Source organism: Novosphingobium sp. HR1a (assembly GCF_015594425.1).
In the GTDB taxonomy this organism is placed as follows: Bacteria; Pseudomonadota; Alphaproteobacteria; order Sphingomonadales; family Sphingomonadaceae; genus Novosphingobium; species Novosphingobium resinovorum_A.
In genome coordinates this window covers 1-24,713 of the sequence record NZ_JABXWS010000090.1, presented here as the reverse complement: position 1 = coordinate 24,713, position 24,713 = coordinate 1, and the positions used below count along the sequence as shown (strand labels likewise).

Annotated in this window: 29 protein-coding genes; 18 read left to right on the top strand and 11 right to left on the bottom strand. The window is 65.1% G+C overall.

What is annotated here, in order from left to right; translation table 11 throughout:
- Nucleotides 1-43: 43 nt before the first annotated feature.
- The 6 genes from HWN72_RS31910 to HWN72_RS23195 all read left to right on the top strand — a co-directional run bounded on the left by HWN72_RS31910 (nucleotide 44) and on the right by HWN72_RS23195 (nucleotide 5,288).
- Complete coding sequence (locus HWN72_RS31910) at nucleotides 44-751, top strand: hypothetical protein (RefSeq protein WP_036525251.1); 708 nt, start codon at nucleotides 44-46, stop codon at nucleotides 749-751.
- Between the two features lie 2 nt (nucleotides 752-753).
- Complete coding sequence (locus HWN72_RS31905) at nucleotides 754-1,353, top strand: cytochrome c oxidase subunit 3 (protein WP_051586795.1); 600 nt, start codon at nucleotides 754-756, stop codon at nucleotides 1,351-1,353.
- Nucleotides 1,350-1,676, top strand: a complete 327-nt coding sequence (locus HWN72_RS23210; RefSeq protein WP_036525253.1) for a cytochrome C oxidase subunit IV family protein — start codon at nucleotides 1,350-1,352, stop codon at nucleotides 1,674-1,676. The genes HWN72_RS31905 and HWN72_RS23210 overlap by 4 nt, the downstream gene beginning before the upstream one ends.
- 147 nt (nucleotides 1,677-1,823) lie before the next feature.
- Entirely contained in the window at nucleotides 1,824-2,612 is a 789-nt protein-coding gene (locus tag HWN72_RS23205) for an enoyl-CoA hydratase/isomerase family protein (RefSeq protein WP_036525255.1), read from the top strand.
- 4 nt (nucleotides 2,613-2,616) lie between these two features.
- On the top strand, nucleotides 2,617-4,176 hold the full coding sequence (locus tag HWN72_RS23200; RefSeq protein ID WP_036525257.1) for a class I adenylate-forming enzyme family protein: 1,560 nt from the start codon (nucleotides 2,617-2,619) through the stop codon (nucleotides 4,174-4,176).
- A complete protein-coding gene (locus HWN72_RS23195) occupies nucleotides 4,173-5,288 on the top strand; it encodes an alkene reductase (protein WP_051586797.1) in 1,116 nt (371 codons plus the stop codon). The genes HWN72_RS23200 and HWN72_RS23195 overlap by 4 nt, the downstream gene beginning before the upstream one ends.
- Before the next feature lie 20 nt (nucleotides 5,289-5,308).
- On the opposite strand, the gene HWN72_RS23190 is transcribed toward HWN72_RS23195, so the two are convergent.
- Together HWN72_RS23190 and HWN72_RS23185 are read right to left on the bottom strand one after the other, a co-directional pair.
- Nucleotides 5,309-6,580, bottom strand: coding sequence for a TetR/AcrR family transcriptional regulator (locus tag HWN72_RS23190; RefSeq protein ID WP_069709347.1), 1,272 nt, complete (start codon nucleotides 6,578-6,580; stop codon nucleotides 5,309-5,311).
- 108 nt (nucleotides 6,581-6,688) lie between these two features.
- Complete coding sequence (locus HWN72_RS23185) at nucleotides 6,689-6,895, bottom strand: hypothetical protein (RefSeq protein ID WP_156799935.1); 207 nt, start codon at nucleotides 6,893-6,895, stop codon at nucleotides 6,689-6,691.
- A 59-nt stretch (nucleotides 6,896-6,954) separates the two neighbouring features.
- Here HWN72_RS23185 and HWN72_RS23180 point away from each other — a divergent pair, with 59 nt between their 5' ends.
- The 4 genes from HWN72_RS23180 to HWN72_RS23165 all read left to right on the top strand — a co-directional run bounded on the left by HWN72_RS23180 (nucleotide 6,955) and on the right by HWN72_RS23165 (nucleotide 10,113).
- On the top strand, nucleotides 6,955-7,878 hold the full coding sequence (locus HWN72_RS23180) for a hypothetical protein (RefSeq protein WP_036525259.1): 924 nt from the start codon (nucleotides 6,955-6,957) through the stop codon (nucleotides 7,876-7,878).
- Nucleotides 7,879-7,922: 44 nt separating this feature from the next.
- Nucleotides 7,923-9,104, top strand: coding sequence for a phosphotransferase family protein (locus HWN72_RS23175; protein ID WP_051586799.1), 1,182 nt, complete (start codon nucleotides 7,923-7,925; stop codon nucleotides 9,102-9,104).
- Complete coding sequence (locus tag HWN72_RS23170; RefSeq protein ID WP_211151524.1) at nucleotides 9,101-9,610, top strand: hypothetical protein; 510 nt, start codon at nucleotides 9,101-9,103, stop codon at nucleotides 9,608-9,610. Before HWN72_RS23175 ends, HWN72_RS23170 begins: the two co-directional genes overlap by 4 nt.
- 185 nt (nucleotides 9,611-9,795) lie before the next feature.
- Nucleotides 9,796-10,113, top strand: coding sequence for a putative quinol monooxygenase (locus HWN72_RS23165; RefSeq protein ID WP_036525263.1), 318 nt, complete (start codon nucleotides 9,796-9,798; stop codon nucleotides 10,111-10,113).
- Between the two features lie 43 nt (nucleotides 10,114-10,156).
- On the opposite strand, the gene HWN72_RS23160 is transcribed toward HWN72_RS23165, so the two are convergent.
- From HWN72_RS23160 to HWN72_RS23120, 9 genes are read right to left on the bottom strand one after another with little or no spacing between them, the layout of a single operon-like run.
- Nucleotides 10,157-11,098, bottom strand: coding sequence for a nitronate monooxygenase family protein (locus HWN72_RS23160; protein ID WP_036525264.1), 942 nt, complete (start codon nucleotides 11,096-11,098; stop codon nucleotides 10,157-10,159).
- Between the two features lie 4 nt (nucleotides 11,099-11,102).
- A complete protein-coding gene (locus tag HWN72_RS23155) occupies nucleotides 11,103-11,951 on the bottom strand; it encodes a MaoC/PaaZ C-terminal domain-containing protein (protein ID WP_211151523.1) in 849 nt (282 codons plus the stop codon).
- Between the two features lie 2 nt (nucleotides 11,952-11,953).
- On the bottom strand, nucleotides 11,954-12,868 hold the full coding sequence (locus tag HWN72_RS23150; RefSeq protein WP_036525268.1) for an SDR family NAD(P)-dependent oxidoreductase: 915 nt from the start codon (nucleotides 12,866-12,868) through the stop codon (nucleotides 11,954-11,956).
- A gap of 10 nt (nucleotides 12,869-12,878) precedes the next feature.
- Nucleotides 12,879-14,057, bottom strand: a complete 1,179-nt coding sequence (locus HWN72_RS23145) for an acyl-CoA dehydrogenase family protein (RefSeq protein ID WP_036525270.1) — start codon at nucleotides 14,055-14,057, stop codon at nucleotides 12,879-12,881.
- A complete protein-coding gene (locus tag HWN72_RS23140; protein WP_211151522.1) occupies nucleotides 14,054-14,383 on the bottom strand; it encodes a hypothetical protein in 330 nt (109 codons plus the stop codon). The genes HWN72_RS23145 and HWN72_RS23140 overlap by 4 nt, the downstream gene beginning before the upstream one ends.
- Nucleotides 14,380-15,255, bottom strand: a complete 876-nt coding sequence (locus tag HWN72_RS23135) for a CoA ester lyase (protein WP_036525273.1) — start codon at nucleotides 15,253-15,255, stop codon at nucleotides 14,380-14,382. The genes HWN72_RS23140 and HWN72_RS23135 overlap by 4 nt, the downstream gene beginning before the upstream one ends.
- A complete protein-coding gene (locus HWN72_RS23130; protein ID WP_036525275.1) occupies nucleotides 15,252-15,704 on the bottom strand; it encodes a MaoC family dehydratase in 453 nt (150 codons plus the stop codon). The genes HWN72_RS23135 and HWN72_RS23130 overlap by 4 nt, the downstream gene beginning before the upstream one ends.
- A 23-nt stretch (nucleotides 15,705-15,727) precedes the next feature.
- On the bottom strand, nucleotides 15,728-16,927 hold the full coding sequence (locus tag HWN72_RS23125) for an acetyl-CoA acetyltransferase (protein ID WP_211151521.1): 1,200 nt from the start codon (nucleotides 16,925-16,927) through the stop codon (nucleotides 15,728-15,730).
- Complete coding sequence (locus HWN72_RS23120) at nucleotides 16,927-18,351, bottom strand: OB-fold domain-containing protein (RefSeq protein ID WP_036525279.1); 1,425 nt, start codon at nucleotides 18,349-18,351, stop codon at nucleotides 16,927-16,929. The genes HWN72_RS23125 and HWN72_RS23120 overlap by 1 nt, the downstream gene beginning before the upstream one ends.
- Nucleotides 18,352-18,514: 163 nt before the next feature.
- Between HWN72_RS23120 and HWN72_RS23115 the strand changes: the two genes are divergently transcribed.
- From HWN72_RS23115 to HWN72_RS23080, 8 genes are all read left to right on the top strand, one after another.
- A complete protein-coding gene (locus HWN72_RS23115; RefSeq protein WP_036525281.1) occupies nucleotides 18,515-19,405 on the top strand; it encodes an SDR family oxidoreductase in 891 nt (296 codons plus the stop codon).
- 3 nt (nucleotides 19,406-19,408) lie between these two features.
- Nucleotides 19,409-20,572, top strand: coding sequence for an acyl-CoA dehydrogenase family protein (locus HWN72_RS23110; protein WP_036525283.1), 1,164 nt, complete (start codon nucleotides 19,409-19,411; stop codon nucleotides 20,570-20,572).
- Nucleotides 20,573-20,646: 74 nt separating this feature from the next.
- Nucleotides 20,647-21,123, top strand: coding sequence for a MarR family winged helix-turn-helix transcriptional regulator (locus HWN72_RS23105; RefSeq protein ID WP_162177375.1), 477 nt, complete (start codon nucleotides 20,647-20,649; stop codon nucleotides 21,121-21,123).
- 26 nt (nucleotides 21,124-21,149) lie between these two features.
- Nucleotides 21,150-21,908: an SDR family NAD(P)-dependent oxidoreductase gene (locus tag HWN72_RS23100; protein ID WP_036525287.1), complete on the top strand. Its 759-nt coding sequence runs from the start codon at nucleotides 21,150-21,152 to the stop codon at nucleotides 21,906-21,908.
- A gap of 7 nt (nucleotides 21,909-21,915) precedes the next feature.
- Nucleotides 21,916-22,347: a PaaI family thioesterase gene (locus HWN72_RS23095; protein WP_036525289.1), complete on the top strand. Its 432-nt coding sequence runs from the start codon at nucleotides 21,916-21,918 to the stop codon at nucleotides 22,345-22,347.
- A complete protein-coding gene (locus HWN72_RS23090; protein WP_036525291.1) occupies nucleotides 22,344-23,138 on the top strand; it encodes an enoyl-CoA hydratase-related protein in 795 nt (264 codons plus the stop codon). The genes HWN72_RS23095 and HWN72_RS23090 overlap by 4 nt, the downstream gene beginning before the upstream one ends.
- Before the next feature lie 35 nt (nucleotides 23,139-23,173).
- Nucleotides 23,174-24,418: an acetyl-CoA hydrolase/transferase family protein gene (locus HWN72_RS31900; protein WP_051586802.1), complete on the top strand. Its 1,245-nt coding sequence runs from the start codon at nucleotides 23,174-23,176 to the stop codon at nucleotides 24,416-24,418.
- Between the two features lie 19 nt (nucleotides 24,419-24,437).
- The coding region (locus HWN72_RS23080) for a 3-keto-5-aminohexanoate cleavage protein (protein ID WP_211151520.1) at nucleotides 24,438-24,713 on the top strand (276 nt) is incomplete at its 3' end.

Here is a 24,713-nt window from a genome sequence, read left to right as displayed (position 1 = left end):
CTTTTTCATGACCTTACGACAACAAGAAAACTGGGAGAGTGCCGTGGAGACCCCCTACAAGTACGTCCGGATATGCGCATGGGGAGGCCCGATCCTCCTGATCGTCACCATCATCTTCTGGGGCATTCTGGGGCGCAACATTCCGCCCTACTCCGCCGGGCTTTCCGCCGCCGAGTTCAAGGCGCAGTTCGCCCCGGTGGCGGACCAGATCCGCGTCGGCATGACCGTGACGATCGCCTGCTCCGTCCTCTACTTCGTGTGGGGACTGGCGATCACCAAGGTCATGGAGAAAGTCGAGCGGCACAACAACGTGCTCTCCACCCTGCAGTTGTGGGGCGCCGGGTTCACGACCCTGATCTTCGTCATTCCCTGCGGCATCTGGCTGACCGCCACCTTCCGCGCCGACACGCTGGAGCCCGGCACGCTGCAGATCCTGTTCGATCTGGGCTGGATGATCTTCGACCTCGCCTATTCACTCACCACCCTGCAGATGGTGGCGCTGGGCGTGTGCTTCCTTTCGGACCGGCGCCAGGTGCCGCTGTTCCCGGCCTGGGTCAGCTGGTTCAGCATCTGGGTGGGCGTGATGTTCGTGATCGAGGCGCTCAATCCGTTCTTCAAAACCGGCCCGTTCTCGCGCAGCGGCACCGTCAATTACTGGCTCGAGTTCTCAATCTTCTTCCTCTTCATGGCGATCATATCGGTCTATCTGTTCAAGGCGATCGACCGTCTGGTCCGAGAAGAAGCGCCCTGACCGTGCATGGCCAGCCAGGCGCGGGCAACCTGCGCGAACGCGACCGGACGCTGCCCGGCGATCCGGGCGTGTTCTTCTTCATCACGGCAGACATGGCGATGTTCGCGGTGTTCTTCCTGCTGTTCATGGTTGGGCAGTTCCAGGACCCGGAAGGCTATCGCGCCTCACGCGCGGCGCTCGACCCGGTGCTGGGGCTGACGAACACGCTGATCCTCGTCTTCAGCGGCTGGTGGATGGTCCGCGCCGTCGAGGCCGGGCGCGAGGGCGACTGGCGGCACGCCCGCACGCGGGTGCTGGCGGCGATGCTGTTCGGCTCCGCTTTCGCCCTGACCAAGGGCTACGAATACTACGCCAAGGTCTCTGCCGGCATCACGCTGACCTCCAGCGAGTTCTTCGGCTATTACTTCGCCTTCACCGGCATCCACTTCCTGCACTTCGTGCTCGGGATCGGCGTGCTCGCGGTCACCGCAGGCAAGCTCACCAAGCCCGAGGGCACGAAAACGCTGGTCTGGCTGGAGAGCGCCGCCGCCTACTGGCACATGGTCGACCTGCTGTGGATGGTGCTGTTTCCCATGCTCTACCTTGCGGGAGGCACGTCATGAGCGCCCGCTTCGGCAGTACCGCCACCCTGCTCGCTCTCGCCGCGCTGTCTGTGGGCAGCTTCCTGCTCGTCGAAACGGAAGCTGCTTCCCTTGTTGTTGGCCTGGCCGCCGTCGCGATCGCGCTGGTCAAGGCGTCGTTGATCCTGAACCGCTTCATGCATCTGGAATGGCGCCACCGGCCTTTCGCGCTGCTGCTGGCCGCCTGGCTCGGGATCGTCGGCGCCATCCTCGGCGGAGGACTATGCGCTTTGCCCTGGAAGGCTCCGACTCACATTCCTGTCGCCGTGAATGACAGGGCACTTCCCTTCGAGATGATAAAGTGATTAACTGGTTTGGAGGCGGTTCTTGGAATCGCTCGGCCGTATCGCCATCCGCGCCGTCCTCCGGCGCAGTACAGTGGTAGCGGACGCAGACAATGGCGCCGGCAACAAGCCGGCGCTGATATGAGAATGACGGAGAGTTTGTCCTCGATGACTGATCAAACCATGCGCATAGAGCGCGACGGTGCCCTCGCCCGTCTCGTCTTTTCCCAGGCAGAGCGTGGAAACCCCATCAACGCCGAATTCTGCGGGGCATTCCTCGATGCCGCAAACACGATCTCGGAAGACCCGTCGATCCGGGCCGTGCTGATCGTCGCCGAGGGCAAGAACTTCAGCTTCGGCGGCGATATCGCCACGTTCACCGGTGAGCTCGACCGCCTGCCGATGATGATAAAGCGATGGACCGCCGCGCTGCACGTCGGCATCGCCCGCTTCGCACGCATGGACGCGCCGGTCGTCGTCGCCGTGCAGGGCATGTCGGCGGGGGGCATGAACGGGCTTGTCGCGGGGGCGGATTACGTCGTCGGCTCGGCCACTTCGCGCTATCTCGCCGCTTATGCGGGGATCGCCTTCTGCGCGGATGCCGGAACCTCGATCATGCTGTCGCGCCGTATGGGCATCGCCCGCGCCAAGCGCTTCCTGCTGATGAACGAGCTGCTCGATGCCGATGCAGCATTCAGCGCCGGGCTGGTGGACGAAGTCGCGGCGCCTGAGGATTACCTCGCCCGCGCCGAAGCCGTCGCGCGCCAATTGGCCGAGGGTCCGACCCGCGCCTTCGGGGAAATCCGCCGCCTGTTCCTGAGCGTGGAGGACCAGCCTCTCGAAACACAGCTCGAACTGGAGGCGCTGGCCCTCGCCCGCTGCGCCGGGACCGCCGACGCCCGCGAAGGCATCACCGCCTTCGCCGAAAAACGCAAACCCGTCTTCAAGGGGGAGTGACGCCATGTGGCTATATCCCGAAGTCCGCACGATGGGCGAATTCATCGAGTATCACGCCCGCCACACGCCCGATCGCCGCGCGCTGGTCTATGGGCAGCGCAACATCTCGTTCGCCGAATACGACCGGGCCGCGAACCGTATCGCCAATGCCCTCGTCGCCCGCAGGATCGGTCCGGGCGACCGGATCGGTTTCCTCGGCCTCAATTCGCCCGACTTCTATTTCTCGCTGATCGCGAGCGCCAAGACGCGCGGCGCTTTCACCGTGTTCAACTGGCGCCTTGCCGCAGGCGAACTGGCGCAGTTGATTGCGGACAGCCGCGCTAGCGTGGTGCTGGTCGAGCGCTCGATGGAAACCCTGTGGAACGAGGCCATAGCCATCGCCGGGCATGCTCCGGCGGCGATATGGTTCGACGAGGCCGACAGCATCGAAGCCCAGTGCGCCCACTACCCCGACACCCGCCCCGACCTGTTCATCAGCGAGGAGGACATCGCCGTCCAGCTCTACACCTCCGGAACGACGGGAGTACCCAAAGGCGTGATGCTCAGCCACGGCGGCTTCAACCGCATGCGCCTGTGCGAGCATCTCGAACCCGCCTATGAGTGGGTGGACGGCGACATCTTCATCAATCCTCTGCCGAATTTCCACCTGCTTTCGATCGGCATCGCTTTCCAGTGCCTTTACAACGGCGTCGCCATTTCGGTGGTGCGGCAGTTCGATCCCGGGCTCGTCTGCGAAGCCATCCAGCGCGACCGTCCCACGTTGGTGACGCTGACACCGACGATGCTGCAGATGCTGCTCGATCATCCGCGCGCCGCCGACACCGATTTCACCTCGATCCGGCTGACGCTCTATGCCGGATCGCCGATCTCGCTCGGCCTCATCAAGCGCGCGATCGTGCGGATGCCGGGCAAGTTCATGCAGTTCTACGGCGCCACAGAGGCGGGCGGTGCCTTCTCCATCCTGCGCCCGGACGAGCATGACCTCGACAACGAGGCCAAGCTGCAGAGCTGCGGACGGCCGCTGCCGCTGATCGAGTTCCGCATCGTCGATGCGCAGGGCAACGAGCTGGGCATCGACGAGCCCGGCGAGCTGCTGATCCGTACACCGTCGATCACCACCGGCTACTGGAACCAGCCCGAGGCGACCGCCAAGGTGCTCAGGCACGGCTGGTATCACACTGGCGACGTCGCGCGCCGGGATGCGGAAGGCCTCTACTACATCGTAGATCGCCTCAAGGACATGATCGTGTCGGGCGGCGAGAACATCTACTGCGCCGAAGTGGAGAACGTGCTCTCCACCCATCCGGAAATCGCGACCGTCGCGGTGATCGGCGTGCCCGATGCGCGCTGGGGGGAAGCGGTCATGGCATGCATCATCCGTCATCCCGGCGGCACCGTCACCGAACCCGAAGTCATCGCCCATGCCCGCACGGCCCTTGCCGGGTATAAGGTGCCCAAGCGCGTCGTCTTCATGGAAAGCTTCCCGCTGATCCCCAGCGGCAAGATCTCGAAGAAGGATCTGCGCGCGCCCTATTGGGAAGCGCACGGAAGGAGCGTGGCATGACCGGCATGCACCCGCACCTCTTTGCGCCGGTCCTGATCGGGACGCTAGACCTGCCCAACCGTGTCATCATGGCCCCGCTGACCCGCGCCCGCTCGGGCCCGGACCAGGTGCCCACCGCGCTGATGGCGCAGTACTACGCCCAGCGCGCCGACTGCGGGCTGATCGTGTCGGAGGCCACCGCCGTCGATCCGCTCGGCATGGGCTGGTATGGCGCGCCGGGCCTCTACAACCCGGAGATGGTCGCGGGATGGCGTGTGGTCACCGACGCCGTCCATGCCGCCGGTGGGCGGATGTTCGCCCAGTTGTGGCATATGGGCCGTCTCGTCCTGCCTGACTATCTCGGCGGAGACTTGCCGATCGGTCCTTCGGCAATCGCCGGAGAAGGCGAAACGATGGCTCCGCCGCCGCCCGACTACACCGGCGGCTTCCTGCCGATGAAGCCCTACGTCGTCCCGCGCGAAATGGACCAGGCCGATATCGACCGCGTCGTCGCGAGTTACGGAGCGGCGGCGCGCAATGCGGTTGCCGCAGGGTTCGACGGCGTCGAGATTCACGGCGCCAACGGCTACATCATCGACCAGTTCCTCCAGTCGAAGACCAACTTGCGCAGCGACGGCTATGGCGGCGAAGTCTCCAACCGGGCGCGCCTGCTGCGGGAGATCATCGAGGTCGTGGCGGCACAGGTCAATCCGGGCCGCATCGGCCTGCGGATCAGCCCCACCAGCGAACGCAAGGGCATGGGTGATGAAGACCCCGGCGCCCTCGCCGAAACGATCGGGCAGATCGCCGGTGAGTTCGGCATCGCCTATGTCCATCTGATCGAGCCGATCGCGGCGGGATTCATGGAAAAGCCCCGGCATCCGGTCATGGACCGGCTGCGCGCGTCCTATGCCGGAGCGGTGATCCAGAACGGCAGCTTCGACGCGGCGACCGCTGATGCGTTCATCGCCGCAGGGCAGGCCGATGCGGTATCGTTCGGACGCCCCTACATCGCCAATCCCGATCTGGTGGAGCGCATGCGCGAAGACCGGCCATTGGCCGCAGCGAACTTCGACTACGCCTATGTCGGCGGAGGATGCGGCTATACCGACTATCCCCGGTATGCCGGGTAATGATCGCGACCCTGCCGGAATTATCCGGCGGGTCGGATCAGCCGTGTAACCGCCTCGATCAGCGCCTTGCGTGTCGAGGCGCGGTCATACCCGAAGGCCGTGTTGAGCACCGCGCGGCCTTTCATCCACATCGCGAAGGCCGACGCCTGCTGCCGCCGCAGCGAGACGAGGCCGGCCCAGATTCCGCGCCCGGCCTGATAGCTGGCGGTGCCGTCCAGTATCCGCAAGTGCTCGACGAGGGGAAGCAGTTCCGGCTCCCGCCCTGACAGCAGCGCGACTTCGCCAATCGTTCTCGCGAAGGATACGTAGAACCCATTGTCACCGCTGCCGTCGGCCGGCGAGATCGCGTTCGCCATGCCTTCGGCCCAGTCCTCCAGCGTAAGCGGCTTGTCCTTCGCGCTGTACGGATTCAGCGGATCGGCCACCTTGTGGATCATGGCGCGCCACATCGCCTGATTGCGAAAGTTCGACATGCCTCCAAAATGATAGGCGATGATCGAGGGAGACACGCCAAGGTTGCCGGCGATCCGCCGCTGGTTCACCTTTTCGATCCCGTGTTCGAACAGGTCACGCGCCGCCTCTGTCAGCAGCCGTTCGCGCAGGTCGTCCGGATTGGGCGGCGCGCGCATAGCGAAACTTTCGAGCCTGGGCTCCAGCAAAGCGCTTATGCTGTGCTCTTCATCCCACGATAGATCGAACATTGCCGCCAGGAGTGCACGCAAGGTCTCGCGCTGCAGGATGGGATATTCGGCGAAGGAATCGAGACCTTGCGCCCAGACTTCCTCCATGCACAGGTAAGTGACCAGCGCTTCGGCAAAGCTACGGTCCCGCCCCTGCCCCTCCAGAATATCGCCCCACGCCCGGACTCGCATGTCGTGCCAGGCTTCGACGTGACGCAGGTTGCCGGCCACCGCTTGCGGATGGAACAGCACTTCCGACCAGAAGCGGGCATTGTCGCTCCCATGCCGTAGCCGGATATAGTTCGCGGTCCACTCGACAAAGTTCAGGTAGCCGAGCGGTCTGCCGGCGATATTTGCGATCAGGCTTTCGTGAAACGCGCTATCTTCGAGAAGTGCCTGCTGCAGCGCCGCGCGAAGGAGGCCTGACTTGTCGCCGAAATGATGGACGATCGCGGCGGTCGTGACTCCGGCGTTCGCGGCTATGGCGCGCATCGGCATGTTGCGGATGCCTTGCCGCGCGATCCCCTCGACAGCTTTCCCGACAAGCAGAGATTTCAACGGATAGCCGTCCTGTCCGGACGGTGCCGCTTCCTGGAGAGCCTGTACCGACATGACGGCACCTTACAGGCCCACAGGTTGAGCGCAATGACCTTGCGTGACACCGAACATAACGAATGAACAGCCATTACCCATCACATGATTTATATATATTATTATATATCAATATTTTAATTCGACGTCGAAGTTAGTTTTGGCGCGATGACAAAACAGGATGGCAAATACCTCTTGTTCGCTTTGATTAATCAGGTTACCAATTTTCAAACAGCCGAATGAGTCGGCGAACGAATGGAGAGGAAGGACGCGGGCGCCGGGGCACAACCGCCGATCGAGCGCGCTGATGCGAACTTTCCAAGCATCTTCAGGCATGGCCGTCCCGCAGATTGCGACCGGCAAGACATCCTCACGACTGCAGGAGACAGCGTCCGATGAACGTCATCACCTCGATCCCGAAATTTGCCGACAGGCACGCCTACAAGCACGATCTTGCCCCGGACGGCCGCGAGGCTCTCGCGCACATGCTTATCATTCCCGAGCACGGAATAGCCGGCTTCATCTATCCCAGCCTGCGCGGCGGCGGCACGGCGAAAGTGCGCACCACGCTTTTCGGCCCAGGCCTTGGCGAAGAAATCCACGAGGAGATCGAAGGCGAGGCCCCCGACCTCGATTTCGACGACTGGCGCTTCGGACCGCTGGAAATGGCCATCGTCGAACCTCACCACAAAGTCGAACTGCGCTGGAAGGGAGAGCGCATCCAGTTCGACGGCACGTACGAGGCAGCCTATCCCGTCTACGCCTTCAGCTCGCACCCGGACGGCCTGCCGCCTTACTACGGTGACGACCGCACCGAGCAGCACGGCAGGGTCACCGGCCAGTTGACCGTCGACGGTAAGACCTTCGAGGTCAACGGCTGGCTCGTGCGCGATCATTCATGGGGGCCGCGCGTCTGGGGGCTCAACCAGCATTACAAGTGGTTCCACGCAGTCACTGCCGAAGCGTCGATCCATTACTTCGAAATGCAGTCGTTCGGCCGGCGCCACCTGCAAGGCTATCTCGTCAAGGACGGCAGGATGACCCACCTCGTCGATGCCGAGTACGACTACACGTTCGACGAGAACATGATGCAGCAGACTTTCGATTCCACCGTATTCGACGACGAGGGCCGCACGGCGCGCGTGGAATGCAAGGCATTCGCCAACATCCGGCTCGACTTCGATCCGATAACCTATCTTTGCGAGGCACCCGTCACCGTGACCATCGATGGAGTCCCCGGCGCCGGGTGGTGCGAGTTCTGTTGGAACAAGGACTACTACAACTTCGCCCGGCAACATGTGGCAAAGTACGGCCAGTAGACAGCCGAGCCGACCATGACTGCCCTGACGATGAGGTTATCCCGATGGCTACGGTCCATTCGACCAGTACATCCGCCTTCGCATCCACGCCGGATCGGTCCGATCTGGAGCCCGGCATCCGGGCCGTGCTCGATCGGCGGGCACTGCGCAAGGCGGCCAGCGACGTCTATCGCGTCGCGTCGATCGCAGAAGTTGAGGAACGCCTGTCCCGGTTCCTGGCAAGCGTCGCTCCGGGCCTGATCGCCAGCGGCGTGCGCCGGCTCGGCGGCGGCGCGTCCAAGGAACAGTTCTACTTTGAAATCGGCGGCGGCGCTGCTCCAGCGCAGGCCTACGTGCTACGCATGGAGCCGATCCAGTCGATCTCGGAATCGGATCGGGGCCGCGAGGCCGACCTGCTCAACGCGGTGCGGGGCATAATTCCCGCGCCAGAACCGGCATGGCTCGACGCGGAAGGGACATTCTTCGGCCAGCCCGCAGCCATCATGCATTTCGTCGCCGGTGTGACCAAACCGAGCGACAACGGCAATACGGTGACCGGTCTGGGCACTTATCTGGGGCCGGATCTTCGCGGCAGAATCGCACCGCAATTCATCCGCAATCTCGCCGCCATCCACGCGCTGGACCTTGCCGATCCGAATCTTGCCAGCTTCCAGCGACCGGACGCCGATCCCTGGCAGGCGGCGCGCTGGCAGGTGAACTGGTGGGCTCGCCTGCACCACGAAGACGTGATCCAGGCCCATCCGGTGCTCACACTCGCGGAAGAGTGGATGTATGCCAACCTGCCCGCCGCGACCGATCTGGTGATGGTCCACGGCGACTATCGCACCGGAAACTACCTGTTCGACGAGGACAGCGGCGAGATCACCGCCATGCTCGATTGGGAACTGGCCCATATCGGCGACCCGCACGAGGATCTCGCGTGGACGCTCCAGCGGATATTCGGTTCGTCCGAGAACGGCGTGCACCTTGCCAGCGCGATGCTGACGCGCGAGGACTTCATTGCCGCATATATCGCGCAGACAGGACGATCGGTGAATCCGCGTTCGCTGCATTTCTACGAGATACTCTCCGCCTACAAATGCGTGGTGATGACGCTGGCGACCGGCATGAAGACCGCGCGCGACCGCCACAATCATCAGGACGTCCTGCTCACCTGGCTGGCACCCGCGGGATACATCTTCGTGTCCGAACTCTGCCGCCTTCTGGATGAGGCAACCGCACCATGAATCCATCGATCGAAGATCGCCTCGGCAGCATGATCCGGGCCATGGAAGAAGTCGTTCTCCCCGAACTGCGGGGACGCAAGGGGCTCGCGGAGGAGCAGGCATCGCTGGTACTGGGGCATCTCCACCAGTTGCGCGCGCAGGCAGGCCTGAACACGCGCTACGAAGACGCCGAGTTCCGCGCACTCGCAACGTTGGCCGCAGAACTGGTCGCAGCAGCGAACGGCGGCCCGGTGACGACATCCGCAGCGCATGAATTGCGGTCGGCGGCCATGCCCGCAACCGACGATGACGCCCTGCAGGCAGCGACCGTACGGACGAGCGCCGCCATAGCCGCGCTGATCGCCGCTGCGCACGTCGATGGAGATACCCGGTTCCGCACTGCCGTCTACCGGCAGGTGCTAGGCCACGGGGCCGCGACCGCCCTGCGCGACCGGAGCTGGTTCGCGATTACCAGGTTCGAAGGCCCGGACACGGAACTGCCGTCGATGACGGCTGCGCTCACGTAGTTTCGGCTTTTCGGGCCGCGAACACCGGGCTCACAAGTTACGACGGAGGGGACTGTCAAGGATGAATTCCCGCCCCGTTCGCTCTCGATCTCGAAGGCGCTTTCAGGGTGAGCCAGCTCATCCGTCTGAAACCGCGCACTTACGGGATAGAGGCGAAGATGCAATTCCAGGCACGGAGAGATCGCATGCACCCTGTATTCGTCACCCTCGAACTCCATTTCGCACCGGGCACGATGGAGACGTTCCTGACGCAACTGCCCGGCATTCTCGAAGAGACGCGCAGGACCGACGGCTTCGTCGCCATCAGTGCCCATCGCCATCATGAGGACGCCGACAGACTCATCCTTTCCGAGCAATGGCACAGTGCGCTGGCCTATCAGACCTACCTGCAGTCCCGCATCGTCTCAGGGCTGTTCACGGACTTGTCCAAGCTGCTCGTTGCGGAACCGCGCATCGACATCTGGCAGCCCGCTCATCTCACCGTAACGGCACCAGTCGACTGACAAAGAAGGCGCGGGAGGCAAACTCTCCCGCGCCCTTTTCATGTCAGCCTGCGTCTGCCAGCCAGCGGCGCGCCTCGGCGTATTCGTCCACCAGCGTACCGATCCATTCCCCCGCAGGCCCCGCGACCTTGACCGCGCCGATGCCCTGCCCGGCGCTCCAGATTTCCTTCCACGCCTTGGCGTTGTCGCCGCCGCCGTCGATGTTGATCGCCTTGCCCGCCGCGCGCACGAGGTTGTCCGGATCCAGCCCGTTCTCGACGATCGAGGGGCGCAGGAACGTCGCCTTCACGCCGGTGAACGAGTCGCTGACGAGGATGTCGTCGGCCGCGCAGTCGACGATCATCTGCTTGAAACCGGCCTGCGTGTTGGCCTCTTCCGACGCAAGGAAAGCCGAGCCGACATAAGCGAGGTCGGCCCCCATCGCCTCGGCCGCCAGCACCGAGCGGCCGTTGGCGATGCAGCCCGAGAGGATCAGCAGCCCGTCCCACCACTCGCGGATTTCCTGCACCAGCGCGAAAGGCGAGATATTGCCGGTGTGCCCACCTGCACCGGCACCGACAGCTATGATCCCGTCCACGCCCATCTGTGCTGCCTTCTGCGCGTGGCGGTTGCGCACGACGTCCTGGAACACCAGCGCGCCGTTGTCCTGAAGCCGCCGCACGAGGTCGGGGTTGGCCGCCAGCGCCAGCACCACGATCGGCACCTTGTGGCGCAGCACCACCTCCAGATCCGGCTCCAGCCGCGAATTCGAGGCATGGGCGACGAGGTTGATCGCATAAGGCGCGTCGCCCACTTCGGCCTTGATCCGGCCGATGTCGGCATCGAGCGCCTCGGTCGTGCGCGGGTTCAATGCGGGCATCGAGCCGATGATCCCGGCCTTGCACTGCGCGATCACGAGGTCCGCGGTGGAGGCGATGAACATCGGCCCCGCCATCACCGGAATGCGCAGTCTGCCCTTGAGGGCGGCGATCTCTTCCCTGTTCATCGTTCTATCGCTTCCATGTTATCGCGCCGTCATCCAGCACCTTGCGATCCCCCACCAACGCGCGGAACCGCGCCGAGGCATCGCCGTCCTTCCATATCTCGAATGTGACTTCGTCCCCGGGCATGACAACGCCCGAGAACTTGCAGGCCAGCGCCCCCACCGCCCCCGGATCGCGCCCCAACGCGCGCGAGACCGCCACGCCGGCGACGGCATAGCTCGCCAGCCCATGCAGGATCGGGCGCGGGAAACCGGCCTTCGCCGCGAAGCCCGGATCGAGATGCAGCGGGTTCCAGTCCCCCGACAGGCGATAGATCAGCGCCGCGCGCGGCGAGATTCCGTAGTGCCGGACCGCATCGGGAGCGCCGACCGGCTCGAACTTCGCCTCGCGCGGGGCTTCGGGGCCGCCGAAACCGCCGTCGCCACGCAGCAGCAGGGTCTGGCGCAGGCGGCAATGGACGGCGTCGGTATCGGCATTGCTGATCTCGCGCTCCAGCACCAGCACCGCGCCGCGCCCCTCACCCCGGTCGGTCAGCGAGACCACGCTCGCCGTCCCTGTCACCGTGGCGCGGGGGGGCAGCGGCTCGAAGAACTCGGCTGCCTGCGCGGAATGCACCAGCTTGCCGAAATCGACCCCGAGCGCCGGCTCGCGAATCCACATGCCGGGCGAACACAGCGTCACACCATAAGTCGGCAGAACCCGCAGCGATCGTTCATCGAGAAACGCGAGGACGCCCGCGTCGCACGGATCGTGCCCCAGCCCGACGCCCAGCGCATAAAGGATCGCGTCACGCTCGGCATAGGACTGCGTGCGCACGCCGAAGCCGTAGTCCCGGATCGCGTCGGGCCGGATCATGGTCACACCGGGTCCCAGGTGAACACGTCGCCCGAACGGTGAAGCGGGTAGAAGTCATTGGCGAACTGCGGGAACACGCGCTCGGTGATCGTCTCGGGCGTCCAGCCCTCGGCGGTGTGGGCGGTGCGGATCGGGCGCGACTGCGAGAACAGGTAGATCTCGTTGTTGCGCACGCCGAAGACCTGTCCCGTCACGTCCTTGCCGCCATCGCTGCACAGCGCTGCACAGAACGGCCCGATCTTGTCGGCGTCCAGCTTCTTGAGGCCCTCGACGCGCTTCTGCTGCTCGGGTGTGTCGGTCGGAATCGAGCTGACCATGCGCGTCCACGCCCAGGGCGCGACGGCGTTGGAGCGCACGCCGAAGCGCTGCATGTCGATCGCGATGCACTTGGACATGCCGACGATGCCCAGCTTGGCCGCCGCATAGTTCGCCTGCCCGAAGTTGCCGACGAGCCCGGTCGAGGAGGTCATGTGCACGAAAGCGCCCGAGCCCTGATCCTTGAAGAACGGCGCGGCGGCGCGGCTGGTGTGGAAACTGCCCATGAGGTGCACGTCGATCACCGCGCGGAAGTCCTCCGGCTCCATCTTGTGGAAGATCACGTCGCGCAAGTTGCCCGCGTTGTTCACCACCGCGTCGATCCGGCCGAAGCTGTCGATCGCGGCCTGGACCATCGCCTGCGCCCCGTCCCATTCGGCGACGCTGTCGTGGTTGGCGACCGCCTGCCCGCCCAGCGCACGGATTTCCTCGACCACCTGCTCGGCGGGCGAAGCGCTCTCCTCGCCCTCGCCGGTCAGCGCCACGCCAAGGTCGTTGACGACAACCGCAGCACCCGCCTTCGCCATGGCCAGCGCGATGCCGCGACCGACGCCGCGACCGGCGCCGGTGACGAGCACGGCCTTGCCTTCCATCATTCCCATTGTCGTATCCTCAGTAGCTCTTGGGAAGGTCGAGGACCTTCTCGGCGATGAAGCTCATGATGAGCTGCTCGGTGATCGGCGCGAGGCGCGTCAGCGCGGCCTCGCGGTACAGTCGCTCGACATGGTATTCCTTGGCATAGCCAAAGCCGCCATGCGTCGCGACCGATTGCCACGCCGCGTCATGACAGGCGCGGGCGGCAAGGAACTTGGCGGAATTGGCCTCGGCTCCGCAGGGCAGGCCGCTGTCGTAGAGGCGCGCGGCCTTCTCGACCATCAGCCAGGCGCTTTGCAGATACATCCACTTTTCCGCGAGCGGGTGCTGGATACCCTGGTTCTGGCCGATCGGCCGGTCGAAAACCACGCGCTCCTTGGCATAGTTCACGCCCCGGCGCAGTGCGTCGGAACCGATGCCGGTGGCGGCGGCGGCGATCAGGATGCGCTCGGGGTTTAGCGAGTGGAGGATATAGCCGAAGCCCTTGCCTTCCTCGCCGATGCGGTCCTCGTCGGGGATGAACAGATCCTCGATGAAGATCGCGTTCGAATCCACCGCCTTGCGGCCCATCTTGGGGATCAGGTGGACATCGATCTTGCTGCGGTCGAGGTCGGTGTAGAAGATGGTGATGCCGTCCGTCGGCTTGGTCACGTCCTCGAACTTGGTGGTGCGGGTCAGCAGCATGATCTTGTTCGCGACCTGCGCGGTCGAGGTCCAGACCTTCTGGCCGTTGACCCGGTAGCCGCCGGGCACCTTCTCGGCGAATGTCTTGATCCGCGTGGTATTGAGGCCGGCGTCTGGCTCGGTGAAGCCGAAGCACACCTGGTCCTCGCCCGAGACAAGGCGCGGCACCCAGCGGGCCTTCTGCTCCTCGGTGCCCTTGACCACGATCGGGTGCGGCCCGAACAGGTTGATATGGATCGTCGAGGACGCGGCGAACCCGCCGCCGCAAGAGGCGACCTCGCGGATCATCGTCATCGCCTCGGTCACGCCGAGGCCGGAGCCGCCGTATTCCTCGGGCATGGTGATGCCCAGCCAGCCGCTTTCGGCCATGGCGCGGTGGAATTCGCGCGGGAACTTGCCGTCGTCGTCGCGGGCAAGCCAGTATTCGTCGTCGAACGGCTTGCAGACCGCGCGCACGCCTTCGCGGATGGCTTCGAGATCTTCCTCGGTCGGAAGGGGACGGAGTGCACTCATGACGAAATCCTCGTTGAATGGGACTGGATGCGGCGCAGCAGGTCGGGCCCGCGCCACAGAAGCCAGGCGGCGTTGACCATGTTGCCGGTGCAGCAGGTGACGATGAACAGCACGACCACAAGCGTCAGGTTGCGCTCGTAGGCGTAGATGATGAGCGAGCAGAGCAGGAAGCCGGAATAGGCATCGGCCCAGACGTAGAGGCCCCAGACCACCGACCACACGTGGAGCTGGTCCGGGATGACCTCGCCGGTCGCGAAGGCATAGAGAAGGAACGCGGTCAGGCCGACCACGATCGCAAGGCTGGCGCCGCGCGCGAAACCGCTCATCCATCTTCTCCTGCTGCGGCCAGCGTCTTGTGCGCGGCCTTGAGGTGGGGAATGTCGAACATCTTTCCGTCGATGCCGATCGTACCGAGTTCGGGATTGGCGGCGAAGGCATCGACGATGCGGCGGGCATGGGCCACTTCCTCCTCAGACGGGCTGAAGCAGCGGTTGATCGTGTCGACCTGATCGGGGTGGATGGCGATGCGGCCGAGGAACCCGTCGCGCCGGGCCTTGCGGCAGTCCACTTCCAGCCCCTCGGGATCGCGGAAGTTGGCGTAGAGCGTGTCGATCGGCACGACCCCGGCCGAGGCCGAGGCGAACAGGCACTGCGCGCGGGCAACCTGATAGGGGAAGGTCCAGGAGCCGTCGGGCTCCTTGTTGTCCGTCGCGCCGATGGCGGCGCCAAGGTCTTCCGCCCCCCAGGTCAGGCCGACGAGGCGCGGGTGCGGCGGCGTGTAGGACTGCAGGTTGAACATCGCCAGCGGCGTCTCGGTGGAGACGACGGCGATCTTCACCGTGCCCACCGCCATGCCCGCCTCGGCCTCGAGCCGGTCCAGCTTGCGGGCGATTTCAGCGATGTCCTCGGCGCCATTGGCCTTGGGAACCAGCAGCCCCGCAAGGCCAGGGCGCACCACGGCGGCAAGGTCGTCGTCGATCAGCCCGCTGTCGAGCGGATTGGGCCGCACGAACAGCGCAGCGCCGACCTCGCCCGCGCGGTCGAGCCAGCCCGCGACGATGCCGCGCGCCTCGGGCTTCACCGCCGGAGCAACCGAGTCCTCGAGATCGAGGATCAGCACGTCCGCCGCTGTCTGCGAGGCTTTTGCGAACTTTTTCTCGCTGTCGCCCGGCACGAAGAGAAGCGAGCGCAGCCTCACGCCGGCTTCCTCAGCATCAGTGCATTGCGCTTGGTGCGGCAGACGATCTGGTCGTTCTGGTTGAGGCCGATGTGCTCGAACAGGACGATGCCCTGCGTCGGGCGAGACTTGCTGGCGCGCACCTCCAGCACATGCGTTTCCGAGCGGATGGTATCGCCGGAGAAGACCGGGTTCGGAAACACCGTATCGGTCATGCCGAGGTTGGCGACCGTGGTGCCCAGCGTCGTATCCTGCACCGACAGGCCGATCACCAGCCCCAGCGTGAAGATCGAGTTCATGAGCGGCCTGCCGAATTCGGTCTGCGCCGCATAGTCGTGATCGACATGAAGCTGGGCCGGATTGAAGGTCAGCGACGAGAACAGCATGTTCTCGTATTCCAGCACGGTCTTGCGGATCTCGTGCCGGATCACCTGCCCGACCTCGAACTCCTCGAACCAGAGGCCTGCCATCGTATCGTCTCCCTATTATCTTGTCAGTTCAGGCGGCCGAGGATCGCCACGGCGGCAACGCTGTTGAACGGTGCGCCGCCCAGATTGTGCGTCAGGCCGAAATCGACCTTGCCGCGCTGGCGATCGCCCGCCCGGCCCTGAAGCTGGTTGTAGACCTCGTAGGCCATGCGCAGGCCCGAGGCGCCGACCGGGTGGCCGAAGCACTTGAGCCCCCCGTCGAGCTGGCACGGAATCGCGCCGTCGCGGTCGTACCGGCCATCGAGGATGTCGGCAGGCGCGCGGCCCTCATCCGACAGGCCGAGGTCTTCCATGATGACCAGTTCGGTGATCGAGAAGCAGTCGTGCACCTCGGTCATGTCGATGCTCTGCTTCGGGTCGTGGATGCCCGCCTCGGCATAGGCCTTGCGCGACGCGACGCGGGTATTGGGCACATGCGCGCCGTCCCATTCGCCGTACTGCATCTCCCAGCCGTTGCTGGCGCTGAGCTGGATCGCCTTGATCGTGACGGGGTTGACCTTGCCCAGCCCGCGCGCGATGTCGGGCGTGGTAACGATGGCGCAGGCTGCACCATCCGACACGCCGCAGCAGTCGAACAGGCCGAGCGGATCGGCGATCATCGGCGCGTTCAGGATCTTGTCCATCTCCACCGCCTTGCGCATGTGCGCCTTGGGGCTGTGGACGCCGTTCTGGTGGCTCTTCCACGAGACATGCGCCATCGCCCGCTTGAGGTCGCCCGCGTCGATCCCGTGCCGCGCTGCATAAGCGCCCGCCAGCTGCGCGAACGTGCCCGGCGCGGAGCCGTAAGGCATCCACAAGTCGTTCTGCACGCCCTTGGTCTTGAGCGGCAACCCGCCGTAGCCGGTGTCCTTGAGCTTCTCCACGCCGATGGCCAGCGCGATGTCCACCGCGCCCGAAGCCACGGCATAAGCCGCGCCGCGCAGCGCCTCGGTCCCGGTGGCGCACATGTTCTCCACCCGCGTGACCGGCACCCGCTGCAGGCGCAGCGCATGGGCGGCGGGCAGCGCGGAATTGCCGACGTTGATGTCGTCGAGCGCATTGCCGACCCACGCCGCCTCGATCTGCTCGCGCGCGATACCGGCATCCGCCAGCGCCTCGCCGAACGCCTCGACCATCAGCCCGTCAGCGCCAAGCTCCCAGCGTTCGCCGAAACGGCTGCAACCCATGCCGACGATGGCGACCTTGTCCCTGAATCCGCTCGCCATCAGGCGTCTCCCAACGTCGGGCGCGCGCGCGGCGCCGCTTTCCAGAAATAGGTGCGGGTGCCCAGCTCGCGGTTCTGCGACTTGATGCGCAGCCGCATGCGGACGCGGTCCCCCACCGCAAAGCCCTGCTCGGGCCGGTCGACCATCTCCATCAGCACCCGCGCGCCGTTGTCGAACTGGACGAGACCAAAGTCGAACGGCGGATCAGGGGTGAAGTTCAGCCGGTCCGCCGTGATCGAGACGATCTTCGCCTCCAGATCGGCAAGGCGCACGTCCTCCAGAACTTCGGGCTCGGACAGAGCCGGGTTGACCGGATAGGCGCTCTTGGGGAACTGGACGTTGCCCCCACTGTCGCGCCCGCCGATGAAGCCGATGGTGTCGCGGCCGACGCGCTCCAGCACGGTGGCCTGCGATTTCTGCTGGAATTCCGCGCGCATCCCCCAGTCGAGCGACAGCGCACCCGAAAGATTGAGGAAGCGCGTGGGAGAAGTCAGGCGAAAGCCCTGCGTGAGAACCTCGGCGAACCCGGCCACGCCCTCGACTTCGCCGGTCACTTCGAAGACCAGAGCATCGACGCCGCTGCCAAACCCGACGACCAGCACGTAATCGCCCACTGCCGCCGCCGCCAACGCAAGGCCGAGGCCGTAGAGCGGCATCGCCGTGCCCAGATCGCCCGCCGCATCGGAAACCGATTGACAATGATTGGGCGCAGCGACCTTCAACTGCCGCGCCGCAGCGGCCCATGTCCCGCCGACCGGCTCGGCCACCGCGACATGCGTCAGATGGCCCGGCTCGATCCCCGCTTCCTCGCAGGCGTCGCGGATGGCGGGAACGATCAGTTCGGCCACCGCCACGTCGCGTACGAAGCGTTCCTCGTAGGCATAAGGCGTGGGGTGATCCTGCGAGGCATAGCGATCGACCAGATCGTGCGTCACGCTGGCGAAACCCGCCAGCCGCGCGCCGCCGCCCTCGCCGATGCGCACCGCGGCGGCGCCGTCGCCATAGGCGAGCTGCGCCGCGCTGCCCGCCTGCGTCAGCCGCTTTTCCGAGGCGACGACGATCTGGTCACCCGTACCCAGCAGCGCATCGAGCATGGCAGTCGTCGCTGCCCGCCGCGAATTGCCGAAGTCCACGGTGCGCACCGTGCGCGGCAGGGCCAGCGCATCGAGCGCGATCGCGCTTTGCGAACGCTCCGTGTAATAGGCCGAGGTCGAGGCGATCCGCAGACTTTCGGGCGCGGTCCGCACCAGACCCCGCGCCGCTTCTACAGCCATGGTCAGGCTGTCCTCGTCCCAGCCAGCCAGCGCGCGGAAACCGCCGCGCGGCATGCCGAGGCCACTCCAGGAATATTCGCGGGCGATCGCCTTGCGGTCGACGCGCAGCGCGGGCAAGTATGCGCCCATCGCGGTTATACCGATCTGCACCCTATCCTCCGCAAGATCATTTTTCGGCTCTGCCGCTGCTTTCGCAGCGGCCTATCGTCGCAGCCTTCTTGACAGCGACGAATCATTTTGTAAACAGGTTCACAATTAGTGGCAAGGGCGATTTGGCACCCGTCAGGGCAGCACCCGGCCAAGGGAGCAGGACTTGGACATCTTCAAACAGGACGTGCTGGCCGGAAAGGCCATTCTGGTGACCGGTGGCGGCAGCGGCCTTGGCCGGGAGATCGCCCGTAGCCTCAGCGCGCGCGGCGCCGTGGTGCATATCTGCGGCCGTCGCCAGGCGCTGCTAGACGAAACGGCGGCGCAGATTTCGGCGGCGACCGGCGGCGCGGTCCATGCTCACGCCTGCGACATCCGAGATGCCGATGCAGTGGACGCGATGATCGAGGCGATCTGGCAGACGGGTCCGCTTTCCGGCCTGTTCAACAACGCCGCCGCCAACTTCATCGCACCGACCAAGGACCTGAGCGCCCGCGGCTTCCGCGCGGTGACCTCGACGGTGATCGACGGCACGTTCTACACTACGCTGTCGTGCGGCAAGCGCTGGATTCGCGACGGGATCGCGGGCGCGGTCGTCTCCAACCTGACGACCTGGGTATGGACCGGATCGGCCTTCGTGGTGCCGTCCGCCATGGGCAAGACTGCGATCGACGCCATGACCAAGTCGCTGGCGGTGGAATGGGGCCCTTACGGCATCCGCCTCAACGCTGTGGCCCCCGGCCCCTTCCCTACCGAAGGCGCGTGGGAAAAGCTCAATCCGATCCCGGACACGCAAAGCTCGGCCACCAATTGCGAGACGGTGCCGCTGCGCCGCTTCGGCGATATGCCGGAACTGTGCAACCTGATTACCTTCCTGCTGTCGGACGGTTGCAATTACCTGACCGGGCAGACCATCGCGATCGACGGTGCGCAGCATCTGGCCGGTCCCGGCACCTTCGCCGATCTCACCAACCTGACCGGCGAGCAGTGGGATGCAGCGCGCGCCGCTATCGCGGGTTCGGTCGCCAAGGAAAAAGCCCAACGGGGGAGCAACTGAGCCATGATCGAAAGATCCCTCTTCCAGCCCGAACACGAAATGTGGCGCGACACCGTCCGCAAGTTCATCGAGAAGGAAATCGTCCCCTTCCACGACCAGTGGGAAAAGGACGGCATCGTCCCGCGCGACGTATGGCTCAAGGCCGGTGAGGCCGGGATGCTGTGCTGCACGGTTCCCGAGGAATACGGCGGCATCGGCGCGGACTATCTCTATGACGTCATCGTCTTCGAGGAACTGTGGCGCGCGGGCACGAGCGGCCCGGGCTTCCTGATCCACACCGACCTCGTCGCCTCCTACATCCTCGCCTTCGGGACCGAGGAGCAGAAGCGCCAGTGGCTGCCCAAGATGGTCAGCGGCGAGGCGATCGGCTCGCTCGGCATGACCGAGCCGCACGCGGGCAGCGATCTCAAGGCGATCCGCACCCGCGCCGAACGCGACGGCGACGACTTCGTGATCAACGGGCAGAAGGTGTTCATCTCGAACGGCCAGCTGTGCGACGTGATCGTGCTCGCCACCAAGACCGACAGCGCCGCCGGGGCCAAGGGCACCTCGCTGTTCCTCGTCGATGCCAGCCTGCCCGGTTTCAACCGGGGCCAGAACCTCGACAAGCTGGGCATGAAGGCGCAGGACACCTCGGAACTGTTCTTCGACAACCTGCGCGTGCCCGCCAGCGCAATGCTGGGCGAGGAAGGCCAGGGCTTCGCGCTGATGATGACGAAGCTGTCGCAGGAACGGCTCGCCCAGGCGATCCGCTCGGCGACCGTGACCGAAACCGTCATCGAATGGACGGTGGACTACACCGCCGAGCGCAAGGCCTTCGGCCAGACCATCGGCGATTTCCAGAACACCCAGTTCGTGCTGGCCGACCTCAAGGCGCGTGCGGTGATGGCGCGGGTCTTCACAGACAAGTGCATCGACCTGTTCATGAAGGGCGAGCTTGATCCGGTCGATGCCGCGATGGCCAAGATGACCACCTCGGAGCTGCACTGCGAAACGGTCGACAAGTGCCTGCAATTGTTCGGCGGCTGGGGCTACATGTGGGAGTACCCGATCTGCCGCGCCTATGCCGACGCGCGCATCGTCAAGATCGCCGGCGGCTCCATCGAGATCATGAAGACCATCATCGCGCGTGAGATGTTCAAGGGCAAGCTTGCGCGCAAAGGGTAATGGAAACACGCTTACCTCTTGATGCGCGCGCAATTGCGGATAGTGCGGAAGGTTCAACTTCCGGAGTTTCCAGCGTGCCCAAGAATTTGGATTCCAACCTGCGTTTCGGGTTCCTGATCCACGACGTGTCGCGCATGCGCCGCATCGTCGTGGACCGGGCGCTCAAGCCGCTCGGCATCACGCGATCGCAGTGGTGGGTGCTGGCTTTCCTGTCGCGCCGCGACGGGATGACCCAGACCGCGCTGGCCGCCGACCTCGATCTCACCAAGGTGGCGATCGGTGGGCTGGTCGATCGCATGGAAGGCGGCGGCTTCGTGGAACGCCGGGCGGATGAACGCGATGCCCGCGCCCGCCGCATATACCTGACCAAGGCCGGCCAGAAGCTGGTCGCCACGATCAGGGAAGCGGTCGATGCGGTGGAAGCCGACATCATGAGCGTGGTGGAGGACGAAGAACTCGAGGGCGCCAGCGGCGTGCTCCTCAAGGTCAAGACGAGACTGATCGAACTCATCGGCAGCGATGCCGAAGGGGCCGGCGACATAGAAATGTAGCCGGTCATGAACAAACGGAGGTTGTTGTGAAAGGTTTGGAAGGCAAGGTCGCCATCGTCACCGGCGGCGGACAGGGCATCGGGCGCGCGCTCGTTCTCAGGCTCGCGGCGGAGGGGTGCAAGGTCGCCATCTTCGATCTCAGCCCCGAGGCGGGCGAAAAGACCGCAAAGCTCGCCGGAGACGCCGTGGTGCAGACCTGGCAGGTCGATGTGAGCGACTTCGAGGCCGTTCAGGCTGCCGTAGGTGCCGTTGAGGACACCCTTGGTCCCGTCTGGGCGCTGGTCAACAACGCCGGATGGGACAAGCCGATGCCCTTCCTCACGACCACCCCGGAGTTCTGGGACAAGGTCATCTCGATCAACCTCAAGGGCAATCTCAACACCCATTTCGCGGTCGCGGGCCGGATGGCGCAGCGCGGCGGCGGGCGGATCATCAACATCGCCTCGGACGCGGCGCGCGTCGGCACCAGCAACGAGGCGGTCTATTCGGCCTGCAAGGGCGGCCTCATCAGCTTCACCAAGTCGATCGCCCGCGAACTGGCGCGCAAGAACGTGCTCGCCAACTGCGTCTGCCCCGGCCCCACCAATACGCCGATGATGGCCTCGGTGCTGGGCGAAGGCGCCGACGCGGAGAAGTGGAAGGACGCGATGGTGCGCGGTATCCCCTTGAAGCGCATGGGAGAACCCGAGGACTACGCCGGCATCGTGGCGATGCTCGCGTCGGACGACGGCGCCTATATCACCGGGCAGGCCATTTCCGTCTCCGGCGGCATGAACATGGTCTGATCCGGCCATGTCGGATCAGGACACCACCCCGCCGCCGATCCCGGGAAACTGGGAAACCGGCATCGTTACCCGCACGGGAGCGTGGACGGTCGGCCAGATCTGGGTCGACTGGGCAGCGAAGCGCTACTGCCTGAAAGTCTCGGAAGATCACTGCAACGGCGTCGGCGGCATGCACGGCGGCGCCATGGCGACTTTCCTTGATGGGCAGGCCTTCGTCTACCAGGACCGCGAGGCCGCCGATCCCCATACGCCGACAATATCCTTGCAGGTCAATTACCTGGCTCCGCCCGTCGCAGGCGACTGGCTGGTTGCGGACGTCGTGCTGGTGAAGACCACGCGCACGATGATCTTCACCCAGGCGATCGCCACCGTCGGAGAGCGGGTGATGGCCAGCTCCCACGCGATCTACAAGAACAACGCAGGAAAGGACTCGCTATGAGCGAAGCACCCCAGTTCAAGCACGTGATCTACGAAGTGAAGGGCCGCGCGGCCTGGATCACGATCAACCGCCCCAAGCTCTACAACGCCTTCAATGCCCAGACGATCGAGGAACTGATCGCCTCGTTCAAGCTGGCCGCCGACGATCGCGGCGTCAGCTCGGTCGTGCTCACCGGCGCGGGCGACAAGGCCTTCTGCACCGGCGGCGACCAGTCGGCCCACGAAGGCCAGTACGACGGGCGCGGCATCGTCGGCCTGCCGATCGACGAACTGCAGTCGATCATCCGCGACATTCCCAAGCCCGTGATTGCCCGTATCAACGGCTTCGCGATCGGCGGCGGCAATGTCTTCGCGACGCTGTGCGACCTTTCGATCATGTCGGAATCGGCGAAGCTCGGTCAGGTCGGCCCCAAGGTCGGCTCGGTCGATGCAGGCTGGGGCACGGCGCTCCTCGCCCGCCACGTCGGCGACAAGAAGGCGCGCGAGATCTGGTTCCTCAACCTCCAGTATACGGCGGCAGAAGCGCTCGAGATGGGGCTCGTCAACAAGATCGTCCCGCACGACCAGCTTGATGCGGCGGTGACCGAGTGGACCGACATCCTCGCCCAGCGCTCGCCCACCGCGCTGGCGCTCGCCAAGCGCAGCTTCAATGCCGACAGCGACAACATCCGCGGCATCTCGATGCTGGCGCTCAATGCGGTGAAGCTGTTCTACGACACCGACGAGTCCAAGGAAGGCGTCCGCGCCTTCACCGAGAAGCGCGCGCCCGACTTCCACAAGTACGTGAAGTGACGGAATAGCAGATAGCAAATCAGCAGGTCCGGCCCGTGGCACCACGACGCATCACCGAAGACGATCTGGCCGCAGTCCTGCCGCCCGGTGGGCTGACGCTGGTTTCGTCGTGCAGCGCGGAATCGGATCTGCTGGCCGATATGGTCGCCGGGGGGGGAGATACCCTGGCGGCCATGCGGTTCTCCGGCATCTTCGTGCCCGGCCTCAACCGCCGGACATGGTCGGGAAGCAGCCGGAGCCGGGTGCTGACGTTCTTCCAGACGCCGCAGCTCAGGGCAGAACCCGAGCGGGTCGATTTCAGGCCGCTGTGCTACGGGCAGATATCCGCGCTCTATGCGGCCGAGCCGCCAAGCGCAGCGCTGTTCATGTGCAGCCCGCCCGATGAAAACGGAATGTGCTCGTTCGGGCCGGAAACAGCATTCATTCCCGATTTCTGGCGATGCGCCGGAACGCGGATCGCGCATATCAACCCCGCCATGCCGCGCACGGCAGGCGATCCGGGTATTCCCTTCGGCGAACTGACCGCTTTCATCGAGCAGGATCAGGTATTGAAAGGCACGCCCGCCGATCTTCCGGACCCTGTTTCGCGCGCGATCGCGGAACATGCGGCCCGATTCATAGAAGACGGCGCCACGCTGCAGACCGGCCTCGGCAAAGTGCCCGACGCCGTCCTCGATGCATTGCATGACCGCCGCGACCTGCGCCTTCATACCGGCCTCGTCGGCGACGGCGGGCTGCGGCTGGTGCGGTCGGGGGCCATGGCCCCGGGTTCGAGCGCCCTCGTCGGCGTCGCGATCGGATCGCCCGAACTCTACGCAGGGTTGGATGATCCCCATTTCCAGTTCCGACCGGCCTCGGTAACGCATGATCTGCGCATCGCGGGAGCCGCCGAACACTTCGTCACGGTGAATTCCGCGCTGGAAGTCGACCTGTTCGGACAAGTCTATTCCGAGGTCGGCCCCAAGGGCGCCATGTCGGGACCGGGAGGCGCCAGCGACTTTGCCGCCGCCGCCCGCCTGTCGCCGCGCGGGCTGCGCCTGATCTGCCTTCCCGCCGACGCGGCGAAAGGCACGCTGTCGCGCATCATCGACCCTGCCTCTGCACGCGGCCCGGCATCGCTGAGCCGGCTCGATACCGATGTGGTCGTCACCGAACATGGTGCCGCCGACCTGCGGGGCAAGAGCCATGATGACCGCGCCGAAGCCCTTATACGTATAGCCGCCCCCCAATTCCGCGATGTCCTGGCAGAAAGCTGGCGTGCGGTTTCGGATCGGCTCTGAGAACACAAGAGAGGATTATATGGCCAAGACCATCATCAGCTGCGCCGTGACGGGCTCGATCCACACCCCGTCGATGTCGCCGCATCTGCCGGTGACGGCCGACGAGATCGCGCAGAGTGCGCTTGAGGCGGCAGAGGCCGGCGCGGCGATCGTCCACCTGCACGCGCGCGATCCGCAGACCGGCAAGCCGGTGCACGAACCCGAAGACTTCGCGCCGTTCCTCAAGGTCATCAAACAGGCGAGCGACGTGGTGGTGAATATCACCACCGGCGCCTCGCCCTATATGCCGGTAGGA